General features: G+C 40.9%; 18 protein-coding genes and 4 pseudogenes. 3 read left to right on the top strand and 19 right to left on the bottom strand.

Annotation, left to right across the window (positions count from 1 at the left end):
- Positions 1 to 2: 2 nt before the first annotated feature.
- From BIV16_RS02490 to BIV16_RS02420, 16 genes and pseudogenes are all read right to left on the bottom strand, one after another.
- Entirely contained in the window at positions 3 to 953 is a 951-nt protein-coding gene (locus BIV16_RS02490) for a heme-binding Shp domain-containing protein (protein ID WP_242940319.1), read from the bottom strand.
- A 61-nt stretch (positions 954 to 1,014) separates the two neighbouring features.
- Positions 1,015 to 3,210: an NEAT domain-containing protein gene (locus tag BIV16_RS02485; RefSeq protein WP_143524702.1), complete on the bottom strand. Its 2,196-nt coding sequence runs from the start codon at positions 3,208 to 3,210 to the stop codon at positions 1,015 to 1,017.
- Between the two features lie 221 nt (positions 3,211 to 3,431).
- Entirely contained in the window at positions 3,432 to 4,205 is a 774-nt protein-coding gene (locus BIV16_RS02480) for a hypothetical protein (protein ID WP_075679498.1), read from the bottom strand.
- A 185-nt stretch (positions 4,206 to 4,390) separates the two neighbouring features.
- Entirely contained in the window at positions 4,391 to 5,830 is a 1,440-nt protein-coding gene (gatB, locus tag BIV16_RS02475; protein ID WP_075679499.1) for an Asp-tRNA(Asn)/Glu-tRNA(Gln) amidotransferase subunit GatB, read from the bottom strand.
- Positions 5,831 to 5,847: 17 nt separating this feature from the next.
- Positions 5,848 to 7,338, bottom strand: coding sequence for an Asp-tRNA(Asn)/Glu-tRNA(Gln) amidotransferase subunit GatA (gene gatA, locus BIV16_RS02470; RefSeq protein ID WP_075679500.1), 1,491 nt, complete (start codon positions 7,336 to 7,338; stop codon positions 5,848 to 5,850).
- A gap of 83 nt (positions 7,339 to 7,421) precedes the next feature.
- The gene (gene gatC, locus BIV16_RS15715; protein WP_334309948.1) at positions 7,422 to 7,709 is read right to left on the bottom strand and encodes an Asp-tRNA(Asn)/Glu-tRNA(Gln) amidotransferase subunit GatC; all 288 of its coding nucleotides are present in this window, start codon (positions 7,707 to 7,709) and stop codon (positions 7,422 to 7,424) included.
- Positions 7,710 to 7,934: 225 nt separating this feature from the next.
- Positions 7,935 to 8,264, bottom strand: a pseudogene (locus tag BIV16_RS15710) (GNAT family N-acetyltransferase); the annotation flags it as partial.
- 191 nt (positions 8,265 to 8,455) lie between these two features.
- A complete protein-coding gene (locus tag BIV16_RS02460) occupies positions 8,456 to 9,013 on the bottom strand; it encodes an NUDIX hydrolase (protein ID WP_075679501.1) in 558 nt (185 codons plus the stop codon).
- Positions 9,014 to 9,105: 92 nt separating this feature from the next.
- The gene (gene aspS / locus BIV16_RS02455; RefSeq protein ID WP_075679502.1) at positions 9,106 to 10,437 is read right to left on the bottom strand and encodes an aspartate--tRNA(Asn) ligase; all 1,332 of its coding nucleotides are present in this window, start codon (positions 10,435 to 10,437) and stop codon (positions 9,106 to 9,108) included.
- A 457-nt stretch (positions 10,438 to 10,894) separates the two neighbouring features.
- Entirely contained in the window at positions 10,895 to 11,380 is a 486-nt protein-coding gene (locus BIV16_RS02450; protein WP_075679503.1) for a low molecular weight protein-tyrosine-phosphatase, read from the bottom strand.
- Between the two features lie 151 nt (positions 11,381 to 11,531).
- Positions 11,532 to 12,371: pseudogene (locus tag BIV16_RS02445) on the bottom strand (site-specific integrase); the annotation flags it as partial.
- A 202-nt stretch (positions 12,372 to 12,573) separates the two neighbouring features.
- Entirely contained in the window at positions 12,574 to 13,125 is a 552-nt protein-coding gene (locus BIV16_RS02440) for a DUF2812 domain-containing protein (RefSeq protein ID WP_075679505.1), read from the bottom strand.
- Positions 13,118 to 13,441, bottom strand: a complete 324-nt coding sequence (locus BIV16_RS02435) for a PadR family transcriptional regulator (RefSeq protein WP_075679763.1) — start codon at positions 13,439 to 13,441, stop codon at positions 13,118 to 13,120. Before BIV16_RS02435 ends, BIV16_RS02440 begins: the two co-directional genes overlap by 8 nt.
- 212 nt (positions 13,442 to 13,653) lie before the next feature.
- Positions 13,654 to 15,228: an IS1182 family transposase gene (locus BIV16_RS02430; RefSeq protein WP_075679506.1), complete on the bottom strand. Its 1,575-nt coding sequence runs from the start codon at positions 15,226 to 15,228 to the stop codon at positions 13,654 to 13,656.
- A gap of 104 nt (positions 15,229 to 15,332) precedes the next feature.
- Positions 15,333 to 15,710: pseudogene (locus tag BIV16_RS02425) on the bottom strand (TnpV protein).
- A 316-nt stretch (positions 15,711 to 16,026) separates the two neighbouring features.
- Positions 16,027 to 16,422, bottom strand: coding sequence for a bacterial transcriptional activator domain-containing protein (locus BIV16_RS02420; protein ID WP_075679507.1), 396 nt, complete (start codon positions 16,420 to 16,422; stop codon positions 16,027 to 16,029).
- Between the two features lie 59 nt (positions 16,423 to 16,481).
- Here BIV16_RS02420 and BIV16_RS02415 point away from each other — a divergent pair, with 59 nt between their 5' ends.
- Both BIV16_RS02415 and BIV16_RS02410 read left to right on the top strand, forming a co-directional pair.
- Entirely contained in the window at positions 16,482 to 16,988 is a 507-nt protein-coding gene (locus tag BIV16_RS02415) for a hypothetical protein (RefSeq protein ID WP_143524704.1), read from the top strand.
- 13 nt (positions 16,989 to 17,001) lie between these two features.
- Positions 17,002 to 17,703 (top strand): ABC transporter permease, encoded by a 702-nt coding sequence (locus BIV16_RS02410; protein WP_075679509.1) that lies wholly within the window; start codon positions 17,002 to 17,004, stop codon positions 17,701 to 17,703.
- Positions 17,704 to 17,981: 278 nt separating this feature from the next.
- Here BIV16_RS02410 and BIV16_RS02405 read toward each other — a convergent pair whose 3' ends face one another.
- A complete protein-coding gene (locus tag BIV16_RS02405) occupies positions 17,982 to 19,766 on the bottom strand; it encodes a methyl-accepting chemotaxis protein (RefSeq protein WP_242940320.1) in 1,785 nt (594 codons plus the stop codon).
- 226 nt (positions 19,767 to 19,992) lie between these two features.
- Between BIV16_RS02405 and BIV16_RS02400 the strand changes: the two are divergent.
- Positions 19,993 to 21,660, top strand: a pseudogene (locus tag BIV16_RS02400) (IS1634 family transposase); the annotation flags it as partial.
- Positions 21,661 to 21,732: 72 nt separating this feature from the next.
- On the opposite strand, the gene tnpC reads toward BIV16_RS02400, so the two are convergent.
- Complete coding sequence (gene tnpC, locus BIV16_RS02395) at positions 21,733 to 23,334, bottom strand: IS66 family transposase (protein ID WP_075680494.1); 1,602 nt, start codon at positions 23,332 to 23,334, stop codon at positions 21,733 to 21,735.
- A 279-nt stretch (positions 23,335 to 23,613) separates the two neighbouring features.
- Positions 23,614 to 24,126 (bottom strand): IS66 family insertion sequence element accessory protein TnpB, encoded by a 513-nt coding sequence (tnpB, locus tag BIV16_RS02390; protein ID WP_075679512.1) that lies wholly within the window; start codon positions 24,124 to 24,126, stop codon positions 23,614 to 23,616.
- Positions 24,127 to 24,230: the final 104 nt, after the last annotated feature.

The following is a 24,230-nucleotide window of genomic DNA, read 5'->3' as shown; positions in this document are numbered from 1 at the left end:
TTCTACATCCTTTTCTTTCTATAAAACCAATAACCTGCCCCTCCACCTGCTGCAAGAAGTACCACAACTCCTGCGACAACCGGTGCATGACTTTTCTTTTTTTGTTCCTTATCCTTTGTCTTTTTGGCGTCCTCGGTATCCTCCATCACGCGATTTTCCGTGTCGGCTTCTAAAGCCTGCGTGTCCTCCATCAGCCTTTCCGTTTCCTCCACAAGACTTTCTGTCTCCGGTTCTTCTATTTCTGCTGCTTCCTCGGTATCCTCATCCGTCTTTTGGGATGCTGCATCTTTTGTCTCTGATGTAACTACGGATGTGCTTGAATCATTTGGTGCCGCAGTGCTGCCCGCGGATGCCTTGGAGGAAGCAGCCGCACTTGTTTCCGCTGACGGCTCTGCTGTTGTGCTTGCCGGTGCTGCCGGAATCATTTCACTGACAAAATTTCCACTTCCCGGTGTTGCAGAACCTGTATCTAATTTTACAAAAAACTGTACATCACGCCCCATCGGTACCACGTATAGAATCGGGCTGATATATAAATCTGCGGAATCTACCTGAATACGGTAATGATTACAGGTATCCCCATCCCTTTGGCAGCTTCCGGTCTGTGTTGCCGCGACCTCGCGGTAACTTCCGTCTGCCCCCTGAATCTGAAAACGAACGCTGGTAATATTGGACATTAAGCCGATTCCAAGTGTCACGTAAGTACTTCCCTGGTACTGCTCGACCAATGCGCTTCCTTCCACAATACTTGCACACATACTGTCACCGAGTGCTATATTGGTTCCCCCATCCACGGTCTCTCCCGTCTGGGGATTCGCATATGAAGTACTTCTTCCAACGGTATATGCTCCGTCCTCCATAGCATAAACGGGCATGGAAATAGCAGCTACAAAAGCTGCCATCACCACGCCGCCAAAAAACTGAACTATCTTTTTTGACAAACTTCTTTTCATTTTTATCTCCATTCTTTTACATTCCGGTTTTGTGCCAAAGCACAAATCCTGTGTTAAAACATTATTTTTCGTACTTTTTTCTGGCTGATGCAACGCATACGCCTGCGCCTGCAAGCAGAACGAAGAATGCGAATACCATATTGCTTTCATCTCCTGTTGTTGGAGTTTTCACGGTGTAAGCTTCGTTGTCCATCACAAGAACGTAGTCCGATGCATGTGTAAACGTCAAATCTGTCTCACCATTTGCATTTACTGCGTAACTTCCTACAAGTTCCATTTTTCCGGTAGACGCATTGTAATAGTAAAGGTTCGCATACTGTCCTGCATACTGTGTTCCGACATTTACAGTCAAGGTTCCAGTAAATCCAAATGCTCCGTTGTGATTTAGGTGGATCTGCATGGAGCCGTTTCCATTTCCTGCAACCTGATTTACCAGATTCTGTGGAATCACATTCGCATTTAAAATAACACCAAGGTCTAAATCCTGGAAGCTGTCCGCTGTAATATTTTTTCCATTGATAGTCCATCTTGCTCCATTTCCAAGCTGGATTACAAGGTTCTTATCCTGTCCTTTTAACTGCTCCAATACGGTCTTGGAAACGACTGTGACATCGGATACGGCTGCTGTAACCGTTCCTTTTTCCTGGAGTGCTGCAAGCTGCGCTGCGACGATATCCCAGTCGGATGCTGCATTTACAATTGTAGTTGAAGATGCTGTATGGTCTGTCGTGGCTGTTACTGTGTTGTTTGTTGTATTTACTGTGCTGCCTGTTGTAGTGTTGTTGTCGGCTGCAGTTCCATTGTTGCCTGTTGTGGCATTGCTGCCGGTTGTGGAGCCGTTGTTGTCTGTACCATCTGTGGTAGAACCATTCTTATTTGTATCATCTGTGGTGTCATCCGATACTTTTTTCAGTGTTGTATAATCAACAAACAAGCGGGCATCCAAATCCATATTTCCCATCATGGCAACATGTGGATTTACTTTTAAAGTCAGATAACTTCCCTGATGTGGGAGCACAAAGGAAAATCCGGTTGGGTTTCCATCTTTTGATTTTGTCGTAACCGCTGCATCCTTGAACTGATTGTTGATATCCGCAACCTTTAACTCCTGAAGGCTTGCTGTAATCGAGCCAAATGTCATCGGCTGTGTATGAATGTACATGGTAGACACGCCATCTTTTACCACGATTTCGGCATTCGGTAAAATCGCACTAGAAGCCATCGATAACGTATCTTTTGTGGCATGATATAACGCAACAGATACGGAATATGTTCCATCTTCTAATTTCTCTGACTCATCCTTCTTGCTGTCGTCGTCTTTCTTCGTGTCATCGTCCTTCTTCGTATCGTCGTCCTTCTTGGTATCGTCGTCTTTCTTGCTGTCGTCGTCCTTCTTGGTATCGTCATCCTTTTTGCCATCATCGTCTTTTTTGCTGTCATCATCTTTTGTCACTTCTACCAAGTCGTTCTTCGCATCGGTAAGACGCTTCATCATTTCATTTTTCTCTGTCTCAGATACGGTAAAGCCATCGTCTGCTGCAACCATTTCTTTTGCCTCTGCCAGTACTGCTGCAAATGCATCGTAAGATTCCTTGGTATATGAATCTGCTGAAAGCTTTTCGCACTCCGCTACAAAATCCTTAAGATCTGTAAAATCTGTTTTCTTCTTCGCATTGTCAAAATCAAGTGTCAGGGTTACATTGGTTGGATATGGATCACCGCCTCCTAAAAATTTATCCATGAAATCAACTGTAATCTCTAAAACGCTTGTTCCATCCTCCTTTATAGGCAATGGGAAAGACACTTCATCCGGTGCCTGAATCTGCTCTGTCTCACTTGAACCAAACGCTTTTGAAGAAGTAACGGTCTGATAGGTATGATTCGTTGCATCCTGAACCGTCATGACATTCGCATAATAGATGGTTCCCATCAAATTAATCTGCATATTGTGGCAATTGACAACTGCCTCCATGCTTCCATCTTCCGCTACGTTTAATACAGCCTGTGTTCCAAATGCGGTTGCAAATGCTTCCTGAACCGCCGGAAGTGGTGCAGCGCTTACCAAAGATTTGATTGGCACCTGATAAGTTCCTGCCTCTAATTTATATTGCTCACTCGCTGTCTCTGCTTCTGTCGCACTTTCCGTTCCTTCTGCCCATGCAATCTGAGTACTTCCAAAATTTAAGACACACATTGCGGTAAGGGAAAGCACTGCTGTCTTTTTCCAAAATCTTTTCAAACTTCCTCTCTTCATCATTTCTCCTCTTTCTCTTTCACCTTTTGGTTAGGTTTGTCTAACCGCCTGGTATAAAATTTTAATCTGTTTTTTGCAGAAATGATAGTAACACATTGTATTTTCACAGAAAAGTCTCTTTTTGTTGCACGTTTGCAACAAAGTTTTCTACTTCCGATTCTTTTTCTTGGTTTGTCACGACTAACTATTGTTGCAATCTGCAACTGATAATCATTTTCAAAAGTTTATGCAATGTACGTTGTAAACAGCAGTTTTTCCATATTTTTCTCGTTTTTCACCCGAAGCGGAATTCTTCCATAGAGCATCCGCCCCTCGTCTTTTGCAATGCTGGTAAACTTTAAATACTCTGCCGGAAAAGAAATGACCGTTCCCTGACGCAGCATGCTTCGCCAGTTTTCTCCATCCCAATACTCAAACTCATAGCCCTGTGAACCTGCCAACACATGTAATGAGACCTGTCCTTGTTTATTTTGGATACAAAGCTTACCGGGATTTTCAAACCGGTCATTCCATTTTGAGAGCTGCTCCTGCTCATTTCCCAACGCCTGATAAATCAGAAAGGTAAGCGGCTCCGTTCCTTCCTGATAAGAACGGCATAGTCTTGCCCCATCAAAATGAAGTCCCTCATGAAAACTTAATTTTACCCTCCTTGCAATTCCCTGCTGGCGAAGCTTGGAAAAGGTTGCATCGGAACAATACACTGCCATTGCAATTGCATCCGCTTTTGCCTCCTCCTGCGAAACGCCGGCACATAAAAGGTGTCCTAACACCCCTTCCACCTTGTGACGGTAAATGTTTGCCGTTCGCATTCCAGATTCTGTCAGTACCGGTTTTCTCTTGTTTGTCCGGTCCAACAGTCCCTCCTTTTCCATGCTGGTAAAAAGCCGGCTGATGGCATATTTTTCTTCGCCTAATACCACCGCAAGATTTGTTACCGTAAGGTCCGTCTCCCTCATCGTCAAAAAGCCCAGCAACACTTTTACTTTTAGTAATTCCATTTCTTTTTCCCTCTTTTATAACTTATTCTGATAAATTGAGATATCCCCCTTTTGATATGTCAATTTCAAGACCCTGATAATACTTCTTCTTTTTGTATAACACAAAGAGAGTTAGCATACACTAACTCTCTTTCTAGGATAACAAGCTCTGTTTTTTTCGTCAATTCAAGAAATTCTCAATAACGTTATTCTTTTCTCAATAACTCGGTTAAGATTTCATTTACCATGGAAGGATTTGCTTTTCCCTTCATCGCCTTCATCGTCTGACCCACCAAAAATCCAATCGCTTTTTGTTTTCCACTGTGGTAATCCGAGACGGACTGTGGGTTGTCTTTTAGAATCTGCTCAATCGTGCTGCGGAGTGCGCCCTCATCGTGAACTGTCTTTAAGCCATGTTCCTCAACATACTGTTCTGGATCAATGTCATCCTCGAACACTTTTTCAAACACTTCTTTTGCAACACTGCTGTTGATGGTTCCGGCATCTGCAAGTTCAATCAGTTTTGCAAGATTTTCCGGTGAAAAGCTTAAGTCCTCTGCATCCATCTCATGCTCTTTCATCAGACGCATCGTCTCTACCATCAGCCAGTTGGATACCTTTTTCGGTTTCTTACAGATAGCGGTTGTCGCCTCGAATAAGTCCGCTAAATGCTTGGACTCGGTCAAAATCTTGGCATCGTACTCTGGAATCTCATATTCCTTTTTGTAACGCTCTAATTTTTCCGAGCGGAACTCCGGCTGGCGGTCTTTGATTTCCTGTAACCATTCATCTGAAATCACGATTGGAACCAGGTCTGGTTCCGGAAAATAACGGTAATCCTGTGCATCTTCCTTCGAACGCATTGCGTGGGAGGATTCCTTGTTATCGTCCCATCTTCTGGTCTCCTGCACAACTTTACGTCCCATCTCAAGCAATTCAATCTGACGTTCTCTCTCACCCTCAATCGCATGTGTGATTGCCTTAAAAGAGTTTAAGTTCTTCATCTCGGTACGGGTACCAAACTCTGAAGAACCTGCTTCACGTACAGACAGGTTGACATCGGCACGCATGGAACCTTCGTTTAACTTACAGTCGGATGCACCAAGATACTGAATCAGGGTTCTTAATTTTTCCAGATAAGCGATAACCTCTTCTGCCGAGCGCATGTCTGGCTCAGATACAATCTCAATCAGTGGCACACCGGAACGGTTGTAATCGACGATGGAAACATCTTCCCACTCATCATGTACCAGTTTTCCGGCATCCTCTTCCATATGAATTTCATGGATTCCAATGTTCTTTTTACCGGCAGAAGTCTCAATCTCAACGCTTCCGTTCCTGCAAATTGGCAGATATAACTGGGAAATCTGGTAGTTCTGTGGGTTGTCCGGGTAAAAATAGTTTTTACGGTCAAACTTGCAATACTGTGTGATGGAACAGTTCGTTGCAAGTCCAACTGCAATTGCATATTCTACAACCTGCTTATTTAAAACAGGAAGGGAACCTGGCATACCGGTACAAACCGGACAGGTGTGTGTATTTGGTGCTCCTCCAAACGCAGTGGAACAGGAGCAGAAAATCTTCGTCTTGGTTGCTAATTCAACATGGACCTCAAGTCCGATGACGGTTTCGTATGTTTTACTCATTTTTTCTGTCTCCTTTCCTAGTCCTGTGCCACTTTTTTTGCAGCACAATCTTCTGCAATCGGACTATGTTTGTAGTTTCTTGTCTGTTCAAACGCATACGCTGCGCGGATAATCTTCTTTTCCTCGAAACAGTCCCCAATCAGCTGTAACCCGATTGGAAGTCCATTTTCATCCTCTCCGCATGGAAGCGAAATTCCCGGAAGACCTGCTAAGTTTACGGAAATCGTATAGATATCCCCCAGGTACATCTGGATTGGATCTTTTAAGGACTCTCCTAATTTCGGTGCTGTGGTTGGTGCTGCCGGTCCTAAAATGATATCGTATTTTTCAAATGCTTTATCAAATTCTTTTTTAATCAAGGCTTTAGTACGAAGCGCTTTCAAATAATATGCATCGTAATAACCGCTGCTTAATACGAAAGAACCTAACATGATACGTCTTTTTACCTCTGCTCCAAATCCTTCGGAACGGGTTTTTTTATACATATTGTGAAGCCCTTCATACTCTTTGGTACGATAGCCATATTTTACACCGTCAAAACGTGCTAAGTTCGAGCTTGCCTCCGCACACGCAATGACGTAATAAGCAGGAATTGCATATTCTACCAGACCAAGGTCAAATTCTTCGACAATCGCACCTTTTTCCTCTAATGTCTTTGCTGCCGAAAGGACTGCGTTCTTGACATCTTCATCGATTCCCTCTTTAAAGTAATCCTTTGGAATTCCAATTTTTAATCCCTTGACATCATCCACGAGCGCCTCTGTAAAATGGTAATCATCACGTTTTACGGAAGTGGAATCCTTTTTATCATAGGAAGAAATTGCTTCCAAAATGGTTGCACAGTCTGTCACATCCTTGGCAACCGGTCCAATCTGATCTAAGGAAGAACCGTAGGCAATCAACCCATAACGGGAAACGGTTCCATACGTTGGTTTGATTCCGGTCACGCCACAAAAAGAACTTGGCTGGCGAATCGAGCCACCGGTATCTGAACCAAGTGCAAATGAACACTCCTCGGCTGCCACTGCTGCACAAGAACCACCGGAAGACCCTCCCGGCACATGCTCTAAATTCCATGGATTTCTGGTTTCTCCAAAGGCAGAAGTCTCTGTCGTACTTCCCATCGCAAACTCATCCATGTTTGTTTTTCCAATGATAACAGCACCAGCTTTTTCCAGACGCTCTACTGCCTCAGCAGAATAAGTTGGTAAAAAATTATATAAAATCTTGGAAGAACAGGTGGTAAGCAATCCCTTGGTACACATGTTGTCCTTGATTGCAACCGGAACACCGGCAAGCGGACCACTTAAGGTTCCATCCTCGATTAACTTTTGTACTTCCTTCGCACGGGCCAAGGCACCCTCTTTATCCACAGTCACAAAACTGTGTACGCTTTCTTCTCTTTTCTCAATGGCATCGATTGCAGCCTGTACAGCTTCCTCCACCGACACTTCTTTTGCTTTTATTTTCTTGCCTAATTCAACGGCAGTTAAACTCATTAAGTTCATCTTTTTCCCTCATTTCTATAAAAGGAATCCTGCAAGCAGGATTCTTTGCCTGCGGCGGGTCGCATTTGCGACATAAATGTTTTCTAATCACCTATGGTCTTTGGTACCTTAAATCCACCATCTTTTTGTACCGGTGCATTGGCTAAGGTATCCTTGCTTCCATCATGCTCATTTACGACATCCTCACGGAACACATTATGAACCGGGAAAATATGTGACATCGGTTCCACACCTGTCACGTCTAGTTCATTCAATTTATCGATATAGTCAAGCATATCACCCATATCTTTTTTTGCCTGCTCGGCTTCTTCCTCGTTTAATTCCAGTTTCGCAAGAATTCCAACATACTCAATCGTCTCATCGGAAATGATATTTTTTTTATGTTTTGTAGAATCGCTACATTCCTTGGAAACGGCTTTGTTTCCCGTAGTTTCCTGTTCTGTGGTTTCTTTTTCATCGCCTTTTACTTTTCCATAAAGGGCTTCATCGCAGATTCCGGTATTGTTCCAGTCTGCCATCTTTCTGGTTCCCTCATAATGCATGCCACATTTTTTCATAACCTCACCAGAATGAGAATTTGCCGGATCGTGACGTGCCTCCACACGGTTTGCCCCAACCTCATCAAATAAGAAATCCATCACTGCCTGTAATGCCTCACTGGTAAATCCCTGATGCCAGCAGCTTTCCGAAATGCAGTAGCCCACCTCAAAACTCTCTGCCTGCTCTTTGGCTATATGCGCATCGATACTTCCGATTGGCTCGTCATTTTCCTTCCTTGCAATACACCACAAATATTTGTTTGTGTCATCCTTGTCGTAATTGCTGACCCACTCTGTCACTACTTTTTTTGTCACCTCAACGCTCTTATGTGTCGGCCAGGTCAAAAACTTTGTCACGCGGTCATCACTTGTCCAGTTTTCATACATTTTTTCTGCGTCATCTAATGTAAAACGTCGTAGGGTAAGGCGTTTTGTCTCAATCGTTTTCGTTCCTAAATGTCTCACGTTATCCCTCTTTTCCTGCATTTTCTATATGTCTCTTTTTCTATTACGATTCGTATGCTGCATTCTTATCTTTCTATTGTTCGTAATCTCATCGTATCACATTGTTTTTGCAACTACACTTGTAGTTTCTTATTTAACTTTTTGTAAATCCGCTCCACCATCCACGGCTCACTGCACGCCTCTAGCGCTTCCTCCAGTGCATACCATTTCACACCACTATTTTCATCCGGCTTAATCCGAAGCACCTCCGCTTCGTCTGCCTCCAAAAGATACGTCACATTCAAATGCAAATGGGATGGCACATAGCGTCCTCTTTTCTCATGGCCATCGACGGTCAGCGTCTCAATGGAAAAAATGGTATCATCAACCGTCTGAATCTCTTTCACACCGGTCTCTTCCTGTGCCTCTCTGATTGCTACTGCAAGCAAATTTTCCTCACCATCTGCGTGACCTCCCGTCCATGACCAGGAATGATAAATGTTGTGATAAATCATCAACACCTTTGTGTGTTTGCAGTTTAACAGCCAGGAAGATGCGGTAAAATGAGCTACCTCATTTTCTCTGGTAAAAATGTCCGGCTGAGTCTTAAGCAACTGAAGCATGACCTTTTTGTCGCGCTCCTCCTGTTCGTTGAAAGGGTGGTATTGTTCTAATTGTTCTTGTAGTTTCATTTGTTGTTCTCCGTTTTCTTTTGTCGATGGTATGGAGATAGTGGTTGGCGAACCTCAAAGAGATTTAAGCCGTATCTAGTTGTCCCGGCTCTCTATGGCTCCAAACGGCTTAAATCTCTTGGGAATAGTGTCGTCTCTCTGACGTTGTCCTCGCCGATTAATTTCATTGTGAGACGTTCCATTCCGATTCCAAGACCTCCGTGCGGCGGCATTCCGTGTTTGAAGCAGCTCAAATACTGTTCCATGCCCTCTGTCTCCATGCCACGTTTTTCTATCTTTTCCATGAGCATATCATAATCGTGGATTCGCTGTCCACCGGTTGTAATCTCAAGTCCCTGATAAAGTAAGTCAAAACTTAAAGTGTAAGTCGGGTCTGCCGGATCATCCATCGCATAAAACGGTCTTTTCTTGGATGGATAATGTGTGACAAACACAAAATCTGCATCATATTCTTCTTTAAAGTATTGACCAATCAGTGCCTCTTCTTCCGGCTCTAAATCGTATGGATTGCGGAACTGTCTGTTGTATTTTTCCGCTACACGCTGTTTTGCTTCATCAAAACGGATTGCCGGAATCTTATCCACTTTTGGTAAGGTTACGCCGAGGATTTTCAACTCTCTTGCGTAATCTTTTTTCAGTAACTCCATTGTATACTGCAAAAATCCGGTTTCCATCGCCATGATATCTTCGAATCCATCGATGTATCCCATCTCAAAATCTAAACTTGTATATTCGTTGAGGTGACGTTTCGTGTTGTGTTTCTCTGCACGGAAAACCGGTGCTGTCTCAAATACCCGGTCAAAAACGCCGACCATCATCTGCTTATAAAACTGTGGGCTCTGCTGTAAAATCGCAGGTCTGTGGAAATACTCTAATTTGAAAAGGTTTGCCCCGCCCTCAGCACTCTTTGCACCAAGCTTAGGAGTATGAATCTCGGTGAATCCCTCCTGATAAAGGAAATCACGAAATCCTCTCACCACGCCTTCCTGGATACGGAACTTTGCTCTCTCCCTGATGTTGCGAAGTGCAATCGGACGATTGTTCAAATTTGCCTCCAATGAGGTGTTCATCTTCCATTTGGAAATGGCAAGCGGCATCGGTTCCTTCGGCTCCGACAATACCTTAATCGTATCAAGTCGAATCTCGAATCCGTTTGGTGCACGATCTTCTGTTTTTACAGTTCCTTCGACCTCAATCGTGCATGCCTCTTTCAAATCCTTTAAGGCAAATTTTGTTTTTCCTTCTTCATAAACACATTGAAGAAGTCCTTCCCTTTTGCGCAAAACGATGAAGGCAACCTCCCCCATATCACGGATGGTGTGAACCGCTCCGTTTACTTTTACGCTTTTTCCTGCGAAATCTCCAGCTAATAAATCGCTGATTTCCAGTGTGTCTTTTCCTGTTACTCCTGTCATAAATTCCATGTCTTGTACTCTCCTTACGTTTCCGCTTGTGCGGTTTGATTAGGAGCGGGACGGGATTCTATTGGTAAACAAAAAGCCCCTGAAAAAGCAACTTTGCTTTCTCAGGGGCGAGATTCCTCTTCTATGATCCCGCGGTACCACCCGCTTTGAAAAACGACTCACATTAAAAATCATTTTCCCACTCAATGTGCTTAACGCGCACCCACGTACTGACCTACTTAACAGTTCTGCAGTGTCTTCGCTGTAAAACTGGTTCAACCAGTCTGCTCCAGAGTGTTCCCTTCTTCTTCTCTTCCAAACAACGCTCTCAGTCGGTGACGTTGTATTCCTGTCGGCCTCTAAAGAGAAGAGTCTCTTTCAACGCTTTAATGAATTAATGTTGTAACATTTATAACACAGATGGGGGCGTTTTGCAAGCACTTTTAAAAATAATGTTTGGAAAATTTTTATATAAGATTCAGAAATGTTCTTTTATATACTGTAACAGCCCTTCACATCCTGCCACTACATCACGATAAGTCGCATCAAAGTCGCCTGTGTACCATGGATCTGCAACATCTCTTGCCTCTGTGAGTTTATGATTTTCTTCATAGCCTGCAAACGAAAGCATCTTATATATTTTTCCCTGACTATCTGTCCCACCGGCAATTCTTGTCATGTTGCGGATATTCGCGTAATCCATGCCAATCAAATAATCATAGTACAGATAATCGTCCCTTGTCATCTGACGTGCACGATGTGGGACAAGTGGGATGCCTTCCTTGCGCAGTTTGTCCACTGTTCCATAATGTGGTGGGTTACCGATTTCTTCGCGACTTGTTGCTGCGGAATCGATTTCAAATTGTTGTATAAGACCTAACTGGTTCACCATGTGGGTGAAAACGCTCTCGGCCATGGTGCTGCGGCAGATGTTGCCGTGGCAGATGAACAGTACTTTTATCATAGTATTGTAACTCCTCTGTTTTCCTTGATTTTACAGGGTTTGCGGCACATTTCCGGCAGATTATTTTGTTCCGTTTCTTGGCATATCTTGGCATAAAAAGTTGTAAATTTTCCATCAAAAGTTGTAAATTAGAATTCTGTACAACTCGCTATTACTGAGCCTTTGATAATCGCTCCGTCTCTTCCTTTGCATCGTCAAATGTTAGATGTGTATAGGTATTCAATGTAACACCTATATCCGAATGCCCCATAATATACTGAAGCGTCTTTGGGTTCATTCCTGACTTTGCCATATTCGAACAGAACGTGTGCCTGCAAACATGTGGTGTAATCTTTGGCATCTGAATCTTATAAATGCCATTGTACTTCTCTACAACGTGCTGAAAGTATTTCTCCCAATGAAGGGCAACCATAGGCATCCCATTCTTATCGAGATAAAGAAATCCACTGTAGCCATCTATCATCGGCTCCACCTTTACTTTCTTTCTCTTATCAATAATCCTATGAAAACATTCTGCCACTTCGGAAGTCATGGGAATATCTCTGGTACCACTGGAAGTCTTGGGATCTTCAATGATATATTCCATATTTCTCTTTCGCTGAAGCTGATGCGTAACATGGATCTTCATCTCTGTAAAATCAATATCATTTATGGTAAGTCCTACAAACTCTGAAATTCTAAGTCCTGTGTGAAAAAGAATAAAAAAACCTTCGTAGTATTTACTAAAATGCTTATCCTCTTCCACGAATTTTAAGAACTTACGCATATCTGCTCTAGAAATGGCTTCTCTTGTCACGCTGTCATTTACTACTACTGTCACCAATTGGAAATCAAACGGATTCTTACGAATCAAATCATCATCTGTTGCCATTTGAAAAGCCGGTCTTACAACACCACGCACCGTATGAATGGTACTATACCCTCGACCATCTTTCTGTAATTTGATGAGCCACACCTTTGCATCCGACTGTTTCACATGGTCGATCTGCCGAATTTATGCTGCGAATATCAGAGTACTTTAATATGCTGGTGGAAGATGTATTTCATGTAGAGGATTGAGCTGGAAATATCAGAATATAAGAAAGTCTCCTGCGTGACGAAAAATCTTGTAGGAGACTTCATATCTTATGTTTTCAGAGCAACTTTGATAATTCCACCAGTTTTATTTTTGATACCCAAATTATAAACATATATTAATCATTTCTATATTTTTTCCTTAATTTTCGCAATTTCAAACCACAATAAACAATCAGATAACTATATAGCAGGGTCATGATTGCCAAAAACACGGTGAACACGGTTGTAAGTGGGTCATTGGTTTCTATGCTTCTTATAAAATTAGGAAGAACGCAGCATAGAAAGATTATTAAAATTGGAAGTAAACGAGTTTTTACCACATGGTCGATCATTTCTATTCTTGATTCATTATCGGAAAATATTTCGCCATCACGCTCGGAATCCATCTCTGTTGACGGTTTACGAAAATACAGCCATCCAACACAACGGCCAATATATTCCCAACCGTAATCCCTAAAAATTTGGAAATAGTTACTGGTTTCCGAATTATTTTTATAATCCAGTCGGTACGCTACTTCCGCTGGCGTACACTTTTCAAAAATAAAGAAACAAGGGGGAATCATTTTTACCAGTTTCCAACCATTCATATGCTGATTATGCAACCAAATTTCTTCATCTTCATAATCTGCAATGGTAAAAAAGCGTATTACAGTTTTTTTGTTATTCATTTATTTCCTCTCCTTTGCTATTCTTATACAATCGCTCTATACGTTTAATTTCAAGATGTAAGATTTCTTTTCCAAGTTCGGTAATTCGATAAAGCTTTCTTTTTTCCTCCTCACTCTCAAAATCAATTAAGCCATCTTTTTCCATTTTAGAAAGCGTTCCATACATTGTTCCTGCACTAATGATTAACTCTCCACCTGTCATTTGCCTGACCTGTTGACTAATTCCGTAGCCATGCTGAGGTTGTTGGAGACAGAACAAAATGTAAAAACCGCTTTCTGTCATAGGTACATAAATCCTTTTTATTTTACTATTCATAGGCATCCTCACTATTCCACTTCGATATATCGAACCTCTATATATATAGTATCGAGGTTCGATGTAGTTGTCAAGAATTTTTTGAAATAAAAGGGCGTGTGAAAAAACGAAAGTTTTTTCATGCGTCCTTTTTATTATGGATACAACAGTAGTTATATTTCATAAAACGTGTATAATTCCCCTTACCCCATAAGAAAGGCTATTATGGAATCCTATGCGGCTGTTACATTTTTTTCATGTTTATTGTGATATTTATAAAGATTGTGTCCAATAGAAACAAGAAATACTTCAAGCAGGACAGATTTTATTCCTCTTCGGACAATTCTTTTGTACCAACGGTCGTTTTTTATGATACCAAATGTGCCCTCTGCCTGGATGGATCTGTTCATCCTCAGAAGTGCTCCCTGGATACTTTCGAGATTTCCAATCACTTCCTGATGCATCGCTGTAAGTTCACGGTTAATCCGAACGGTGCGGTTTTTATCTGTCTTTTTACAGTGTTCAGCGTATGGACATCCAGAACAGTCTTCACACTGGTATATTTCTTCCTGGCGTCCATACTTGTTTCCCTTTACGTTTTTACGGTACTGAAGATAAAATTTTTTCCCATTTGGGCAACGCATGATTCCGTCTTTCCCGATTGGGAAATTTACTGCACGAAATGGATCTTCTTGATACTTTTTGTCAGTAGTCTCTTTCTTGAACATGGGAAACTTCATATATTTTTCCATTCCATGCTGCTCACAAAAGATGTAATTGTTGTAAGAACCATATCCGGCATCCGCTACTGGATACTTCGGATAGAAGCCATATGTAGTATAAAATTTGTTCATCAGCGGAACAAAACAATCCATATCTGAGCGGTACTGATTTACATCAACAACAGCAATGTACTCATCTGCAACACCGACCTGTACATTATAAGCCGGAAGCAGCTGGTCATTTCCCATGTAGTCTGTCTTGATTCGCATAAAAGTAGCCGAATGATCTGTTTTTGAGTAGCTGTTGCGGTCTTCTCCACAGATCCTGATTTTTTCCACGTATTCTTCCAGCTTGGCAGCATACTCACTGAGTTTCTCATAATGGCGCTGCTGCGTGGTTTTTCGATGTCCCCTGCCATGAACAAACATCGTTTTATCCATCTGCCAGGCTTTTGCATACTGTTCTGCGGCTTCTTTCAGATACTCTGGTGCATATTCACTATTGATACAAAACTTTATACCGGTACATGACAGTTCCTCATTGATTTCCTGAAAGAGTGTTGTGATTTTATCAAAGAGGCGGTATCTGGATTTTTCTGTTGATTTTTTCCATACCCAGGAGTATTTATTCGCATTTGCTTCAAATTTGGAGCCATCGATATATAGATGTTGGAGGTCCACATGTTCTGTCTCGAAGATTTTTTTGTTTATGTCCTGAAATATATCTTCAATGGAATCAGCAATTACTTCGTTAATGAAGTAGCCGAAGGTGCGGTAAGAAGGTGTTTGATGATCCATGAGATACATGAAGCGGAGATTGACTTTGCACTGATCCTCCAGCTCACGCAATGATATATAGCCGTTCTCCATAAATCCGAACAAAACTGTCTTCAGCATGCTGACCGGGTCATATCTGAGTCTTCCTGTATGATGTTGCGGAATATTTTTCAGATATTTCTCCAGTTCGATTTCTCCCATAAATCTGTCAAATGTCAGCACCGGATCACAAATGTCCAGATAATCTTGAATTAGTATTGGCAAAACTGCCTGTTTTGGGTTAGAATAGATTATGTTATTAATTTTCATGGTAAGTTAATTATAACACAAAGAAAGACCTTGAGTTCATTGCAAAACTCTTGGTCTTTCTTTTTTATGCGGGACTATTCTTTTTTCACAGCCCCTTTATCTAATTATACAAAAATTATCTCATTGTTCACAATCTCTTTTGCACAAACTTGTATGTTGTTCATCAATCCTATCCATTCCATTGACTGTTCCGCTTTTAACTGTTCTGTCACACCCTGCTTTTGAGCCATTTACTCAATCAATCTATGGAACATTTGCTCCGCCTGTTGGTTAATATCTGCAAGATAGCGGTTAAGTGTTCTATCCATCAGCATTGTGGTGTAAACAATGTGCCTATGCTCCTTTAGGTACTGCTTGTGGCGTTGTCCCCATAAGTCGATAGGCTGTGTTTCTTCTTCGGAAAGTATCAGGCAAGGGATATAATAATCTCCCTGCAATTCATACCACAAGCCGTTGCTTTCATCAAAAATGTACTTGTCCATATAATAAATCCTCCAGTATATTATATTCGCACATATGTCACAGTTTCCTGATTACCACATTTTGTTATATTGTGTTGCGAGTTTTTCCTTCCCTTGATTTTTCCCTTATGAGGTCACGAGGGAAGCATAAACAATAGTGAAATCGTATAAAGGGATAAGGCGAGAACACTACGAAAAATCCTTTATTTGCAAGGTTTTTGGAGGATTTTATTGATAACCTATAAACTCTGTTAAGAGGTCATAATTTGAGGAAATTCAAATTCAAGTTTGTAAGGGACGAAAATGCCGGAGGAATAAATTGCACCTCCGGCATTTCTTACGTCATATTCTCTTCCACAGCTAATCTATTTGCCAGCAGCTCATAATCTTCCTCAAGCAGATGATTTTTTGCTGTCCGCAGTTCACTTCTGGCAATCTCTGTATGCCCTTGCGTATGTATCGCATGAATCAGCCAGTAATAAATATCTGCGCTATGCGGAACAATCGCCAGTGCCTTTGCCGCATAACGATGGACGCAATGATAATCCTGATCCTCATGTAGCGTTTTCAAAAGCTCTGTCACTGCACCAATATAGCGATGCTGATAATGTACAGACTGTCCTATAATCCAATGCTCTGAACTGGCAGAACGAAGTAAATCTCCATTATAAAGATCAACAGCCTTTTTCAGCAATTCCACTTTTGTCCCTGTCGATGAAGCATTTAGCGCCATTCTCCACTTACGTTCAAACAGCTGAAGAGGTAGACCATATTGAAGAATACCGACAGGAATTGAAAGAACTTGAAGCGTTCAAAAATGATAAAAGTGAACTGTTTGAGACAGATGATTCTGCTGACTTAGAAGAATTGCACTTGCGTATCAAACATCAGGAAATTGTAGAATCTCAATACACCCGAATCCGCAATGAGGAAATGTGGCGTATCTGGATAGATTTGATTTATCCATGGTTAGAGGAAGAAGCAATGACCCAGGGATTGCACGTTATCCTTGATGTTGATGATGAAAAACTTACTGGTAAAATCACCATCAGTGGAGACCGTTTTTTCATAAATAATCTCTATTGCGATGCTAAGAATTATTTAGAAGTCATGGTACATTATGCAAATGATTTCTGGATCAGTGATGAAAATGGACTCTTTGTAGTTGAAGTCCTGTTTGATTTATATGATAAAGAAAAGACTTCTGATAAGACCCAAGAAATCGAAAAAGCAAAGCAGGATTTCAATTCATTCCGGTTACAGCACGGAAAGAAAGTTCGCTTTAAGTTTAATCCATAAGCAATGATAGAAATTGATTGGTGTATATTTTGCAGGATTTTATGTTATATTTTATAATTTCAACAGTATTGCTGGTTGGAACAAATATGAAGTTCTTTTTATGTTTACAACAAGCTGGTTGTCCTATTCTTTTAGTTGTTTCTTTTTCTGGAGCCCAATGCGAGATATCGGTGAATTGGTTCACAGTGGAAAATTTGATTTATATTTAACTCGTCCTATAAGTCCTTTTACATATTTAGTTTTGCAGCAATTCCAATATACATTTTTACCACGATTATTTTTCTCTATATATTTTTGGATATATAGTCTACAAAGACTTCAAATCCACTGGACTGCAACAAGGATTATATATTATAGTTTCAACCTCCTTTCTGGTTTTATTATATTTTCCGCAATTACAGTCATTACCGGAACAATTAGCTTTTGGACAGTAAAAAGTGAAGAAATTGTTTCCTTATTAACAGATAATAATTATGGACTCAAAAACTTTTGTGATTATCCAGTAAAAATTTATTCAAAAGAAATGCAGTTAGTACTTACTTTTATTATACCTTATGCACTTACCGGATATTATCCTGTTGCAAACCTGCTTGAAAAAAATTTGCCACATTTATGGATTGCCCATATTTCACCTATTATTGCTTTAATCATAGCAATAATTGCATACAATTTTTGGCATATTGGAATAAAACATTACGGAAGCACCGGCGCATAAATTGTACACTATAGATATTATCATCTTGATCAAATAGTAGAACCCCCCGGCAGTTTTCCATACCGACTTCTGTATAAGAACCAAAGAAAATATATATTATTTCAATATCTATTAGGCTAGAAAGTTTATAAAATTACAGAAAACGGTCACACAAAATGTGTGACCGACTATATTATCCTTCTTTTCGTATGATATTTTTGCGGAAATCTCAAACAGAAAGTCGTGAACCGATTCTCCACAAATGAGCAATATACGAATTCCTCTTGTAAATATATTTCTTATTCTTCAATTACAAAGTTGCTTACACTCTTGCGGAGTTCTCCTGCCGAAGCCTCTGCTGTCTTAACACCTTTCATGACTTCTGCCGATCCGCCTGCAATAGAAACGGTTTTTTGCGCAATATTTGTTGTACCTGCAGCACTGTCATTTGATGCGGAGGTAATTCCTTCAATCGCCTCTGTAATATTGGAAATTGATGCTACCAATTCTTCTGAGGTTGCACTAAAATCCGATACCAGATCATTAATTTTAGATGCATCCATATTATAATCATCTGCCATTTTCTCAAAATCATCAAAACTCTTCACAATATCTGTATCTACAAAATCCAACAGACGATTAGAGTCATTTGCAAGATTTGCTACTGCATTATCCACATTTTCCGTCACGGCCTGAATATTTGCCACGGCATCTTTAGACTGCTCTGCCAATACCCGGATTTCCTCTGCAACAACTGCAAATCCCTTTCCGGCCTCGCCAGCACGTGCTGCCTCAATGGATGCATTCAGTGCAAGCAGATTAGTCTGTCCGGTAATCGCAAGGATAGAATCAGCAAGCACGCCGATCTGTTCCACAACCTTTGCCTCTTCAAGTGCCTGCTCCAGCCTTCCCCTGATTTCTCCGAGCATCGTCTGAACTTTCTGTCGATTCTCCACCGTTGCTTCCTTCGTCTGTGCTGCCCTCTTATGAATTTCTTCTGCTTCCGTAGCCCCATCCTGTGCACGTATCGCAATCTCTTTCGCTGCACCATCAATCTGCTGAGTCATACTGTTGATCTGTTCTGTCGATGCGGCAGTTTCTTCAGTACTTGCAGCAAGCTGCTCGGTTGTCGCAGACACATCCTCAATTTCCCCATTCAGATTTGATATACTGCTATCCATTGCTTCCACAACTGTATCAATATTTGCTGCCTCTATCTTTACCTGGGAAAGCAATCCGCATATTGATTCCCTCATTGTCTCAAGTGTTCCTGCCAGCTGTCCGAAATCATCTTTCCGTTTCATCATATTGGTCCGCATTCTATGCGCAAAATTACCACCTGCAATCACTTCAATCTCTGCTACAACTTTCTTAAGTGACTTTGTAATATCCTGTGCGATCATGAAAACAAGCACTGCAACAACCACAAGCATTGCAACACATGCCCCAATCAGTGTGATTGCCTTTTTCATTGCATAGCTTGAAAATACCTTGTCCTGCTTTTCAATGGCAGTATCAATATAATCGGTATAATTTCCAGTACCGACCACCCAGTCAAATGGTTCAAAATACTCACTGTAGGAACGCTTCGGTGAAGGTTTAGTCTCTCCTTCTTTAGGAAATACATAATCTGTGTATCCTCCACCATCTTCCACTGCTACACGTATGATTTCTTTCACCATCTTGTATCCGTTTGCATCCTCTGTCTCCATACGGTTCGTTCCCTCGGTATCGCTGCCAAGCAGAACTACATTTGTTCCATCTGACTGATCAATCCAAAAGTAACCTGTCTCTCCGTAACGCATCTGCCGAACCTCATCTGCCGCAATTTTCTTGGCTTCATCCAGCGTATAAGTTCCCGCTTTATATGCGTCATTAATCTCCGACAACAGGGAAATAACCACGCCCACCTGCTCTTTAATTGAATCATCATAACTCTGACGGGATGATGCATCCATTGTCTCCAATGCTTTATCTTTCACATCTTCCAAATCCTTGATGGAAACAACACTCCCAAAAGCCACAAGAAAAATAACCAGAACCAGTATCAGATTTAGCTTGGTTCTTACCTTCATATTCTTCATATTTTTATCCTCCCTTCCTTGAAACTGATCACTTTTGTATATTTTATCTAAAAATACAAAGTATGTTATAAAATCAGTATACACTTTTACTATATTTTCGTCAATAGCGATCCACCTTTTATACGTTTTATCTCTCTCAAATCCATAAACTTTGCTGAGAGAATATGACTTTGCAAATAAAATATAAAAATAAGCGATATTAATCTTCCTACGAAAAAAAGATTGAAAATCATCTTCTCGTATCTATAAAAAGCTCGGAAAATACAACGTTTTGCTGGAACAGTTCAATGGTGATGATGAAAAACTTATGGCTTGGGCGAAAAGCGAAGCTGCCAAAGAAACCGAACTCTACAATGAGCGCACAGGGAAAGTCACAGTTGAGTTTTCTCAGGCTGCCTGCATCCCTATGAACGAAGAACGTTCTTTTCATGCCGGTTATCTCTTCCTTCAACAGCTATGCACACACCTCCGTCTTGATAACATCTGCCGTGCCATTAAAGGACGCCATAAATTTAAGTATGATTTCCATGCGATTCTTACTGATCTGGTTTACGCAAGGATCCTTTCTCCTTCAAGCAAGCTCAGCAGCTATAACTTTTGTAAAACTCTGCTGGAGCCGCCAAAGTATGAAATTCAGGATGTTTACAGAGCTTTGTCTGTAATCGCAGAGGAATCAGATTTCATCCAAAGTGAACTATACAAAAACTCAAACTTCATCTATCCAAGAAATCAGAAGATACTTTACTATGACTGTACAAATTATTACTTTGAGATTGAGGAAGAAAGCGGTTTGAAGCACTATGGAAAAAGCAAAGAGAACCGCCCAAATCCGATTGTTGGTATGGGCCTGTTTATGGATGCTGATGGCATTCCACTTGCATTTAATATTTTTCCAGGCAATCAAAACGAGCAGACAACGCTCAAACCTTTGGAGAAAAAAATCATACAGGATTTCAACTGCAGTGAATTTATTTTCTGTTCAGATGCCGGTCTTGGAAGTGCAAATAACCGAGCGTTTAACAGCATCGGGAATCGGGCTTATGTCATCACGCATTCCCTTAAGAAGATGAAGCAGGAAGACCGTGATATCGCCCTGAATCTAACACAGTTCAGAAAGGTTGGTTCGACAGATTTTATAGATATCAGGACTTTGGACGAAACCGATGAAGAAGTTTTTAACTCCATTTATTACAAAGAAGTTCCTGTTGTTACTGGAGATTTGGATGAAACACTAATCGTTACATACTCACCGAAATATAAAGCTTATCAGCAAAGAATCCGGTCACGTCAAATCGAGCGTGCAGAGATGATTATTAACTCTCCTTGCAAAAAACGAAAGGGCAAAAATCAAAATGATCCAATGCGTTTTGTGAAAAATACTGCCGTAACAAACGATGGTGAGATTGCAGAAAAGAACGTATATGAGATTGATGAGGAACAGATAGCAAAAGAAGAACTTTACGATGGTTTCTATGCGGTTATGACAAATCTGGAGGGAAATATTGAGGAAATCATAAAGATTAACAAGCAGCGCTGGGAAATTGAGGAGAACTTCAGAATCATGAAAACTGAATTCGAAGCCAGACCTGTGTATGTCAGAAGAAATGACCGGATTAAGGCACATTTCATGACCTGCTATATCAGCCTTCTTCTCTACCGCCTGTTAGAGCAGAAAATAGGAAATAACTATACAACAGAGCAGCTCATCGAGACTTTACGCTCCATGAAAATGACTCTGTTAAATACCGCTAATGGCTACGTTCCATCCTACACCCGAACAGAAATAACAGATTCATTACACAAAACTTTTGGTTTTCGGACAGACTATGAATTCATCAAAAAATCTACGATGCGAAACATCATCAAGCAGACAAAAGAAATAAATTTACCATAGTGTAAAAAATATGTAAACGCACCATAGTCGGTACTAATACTTGATTAGCCGCTCCAAAGAGCGGCGTTGGTTTTAAAGTTGCTTTCTGCATTCCTTTGGTAGCTTGTCTGACCAAGGAAGCAGATCTTCACAAAAACTTGCATCATGGTCATCCATGTGCTTTGGAATCTCTGTCAGAAGATATTCAAAGTAATTATAAGGTTTTAGATCGTTAGCCTTTGCAGTTTCTGCAATGCTGTAAATGATTGCACTTGCTTCTGCCCCTGCGATGGTATCAATCATAACCCAGTTTTTCTTGCCTACACAGAATGGCCGAATTGCCTGTTCTGCCGAATTGTTATCGATTGGCACTTCTCCATCTTCAAGGAATGTTCTCAAATACTTTTCCTGATTCAAGGAGTAAGTAAATCCATTTGCTGTCTTACTCTTCGGCGGAACAGACATGAGATTCTGTTTTGCCCATGCAAAATAAGCATCCACCAGTGGCTTTACAGTCAACTGACGATGTTTCAGGCGTTCATCCGGATTCATGTCCCCAAGCTTGTTCTCCTCGCGATAGATTGCTTGGATTTGCTTCAATGCCAGATATGCAAGAGACATTTTCTGGTTTGCCTTTGGTAGAGCCTTAACAGCCTCATCGAAGCGACGTCTTGCATGTGCCCAGCACCCAGCGATTTTCAGGTCTTCGCGTTCTTTTTCAATCGTATGGTAGACCTGATAGCCATCCGTCAGACAAATTCCTTGAAAATCTTTAAGAAAAGCTCGTGGATGACTGGCATTACGAGATGGTTGGTACTCGTACAAGATGATCTGCTTATTCAGATACATCTTTCCTGTACGGTATACCCACATGTAATGCTTATTTCCGGTAGTTCTGTTTTCTTTTGAAACAAGAACCGGAGTCTCATCTGCTTGTAAGACATGATAGTCATACATTTTCTCGTGCAGATAATCATAAAAGATTGAGAGATATCTCTCTGCACATAGAATGGTCCAATGAGCCATATCCGCGCGATCGATGTTAAGACCCATTCTTTGGAATTCCTGTTCCTGACGATAAAGAGGTGCTGCATTAACATATTTGGCATTCCAAATGCCTGCTAGCAAAGATGGTGAAACAAGACTGTTTCTTAGTAAATAAGCAGGATGATCTGCCTTTTTGAAATGATTGTCCTTTTTAGATTTATACACGCCAACGTGATGTTCTTCGATTTCAATCTTCATTGGGGTAAAACGATAGCGATGGTATACTTCATCTTCAAGCTGATACCAGCCATCTTCTCCGAATTCGTCGATTAACTCGTCTTCCGTCATCTTGTGTTCAACCGGAACGATTGGAAGACCTTTGATGTCAGCAGCGCGTTTCCCCTTTTTCTTTTTACTATGAGGTTTCGATGTTTCTTCTTCCTCTGAGCATTCAAGGGCTGCAACAGCTTCTGCTTCATTAAAATAAACGATATTGCCATCAACCTCTAAGAAGCTGATCTGGTTATCTACATCAAGTTTCTCAGATGACTTCCCAAAACGGTTATTGTTCAATACAGCGACCTGTTCCAACAACAGTTGCAGTTTCCGATCAATATCTTTGAGTTGTGATTGTTGTGCCAAAAACAGTTGAATAAGGGTAGCCTTGTCAAAATTATTCAATTGTTCTTCTGTATATTCCATCGCCATAATGTACCTCTTTTCTAAGGTCTATTATAGCGGATATGGACTTAAATTGCGAATGTTGTTCGTTTCAAAATTCGGCAAATTGCCTATGCCTGTAAGCTCCCACAAGGGATTTGTAGACCTTGTAAATGCAGAGTTTTCAAAACAATGGATATAAATTACAATTACCTAAAAGCGCAATAACACGCTAATAATGCAGAATACTGGACTTACAGATGATTGTAATTACCATATTAGAACCCAGGAATGATGCCCCTGAAATTTCTACCTTTTGCACAATCATTATGCCATATGTTCTGGCGGTCGGATCTCTTGAACCGTTTTCTTTGGAAAAATTGTTAGACCTTCCATGAGCCAACGAAATTGCTGACTGGTAAGTGCTCGTACTTCGGATTCATTTCTTGGCCACACGAAGTTCCCTTTCTCAAATTTATACAAATCCCTATGAATTTGTAATATAAATGTATCACGGATTGGAATGTGAGTAAAATTCTCGTGTATTGTATTAAGCACATCCCTGTATCCTGCAATCTCACGCTCATTTCTTGTCTTTGGCATTGTCTTATCCAAAACAATCTTCTTCAAACGTTCATCAGAAGTATAAATCCCCTCAATTTTATTAGAACTCTCTGTACTTTGAATCTTAGCCACCTCAACAAGACTTTCTAATACATCAGCATGGCGCTCCGCAATTAAACGCTGTTCACCCTTGTATTCATGAATTGTTGTTAGATACCCAACAATCTCAGGTGTAAGCAATTCTTTCCATTTTTCTGTGTAATCAAATTGTTTCATTTTAACTACCTCATTTTGAATTCAACTTCGTCATTTTATTTATAATGACTTAATTGAAGTATACATTTCAGCTTTGTCAAAATCAAGTTTCATTTCATCATTTT

Source organism: Roseburia sp. 831b (assembly GCF_001940165.2).
Classification (GTDB): domain Bacteria; phylum Bacillota; class Clostridia; order Lachnospirales; family Lachnospiraceae; genus Roseburia.
This window is presented reverse-complemented; position numbering and strand designations above follow the sequence as displayed.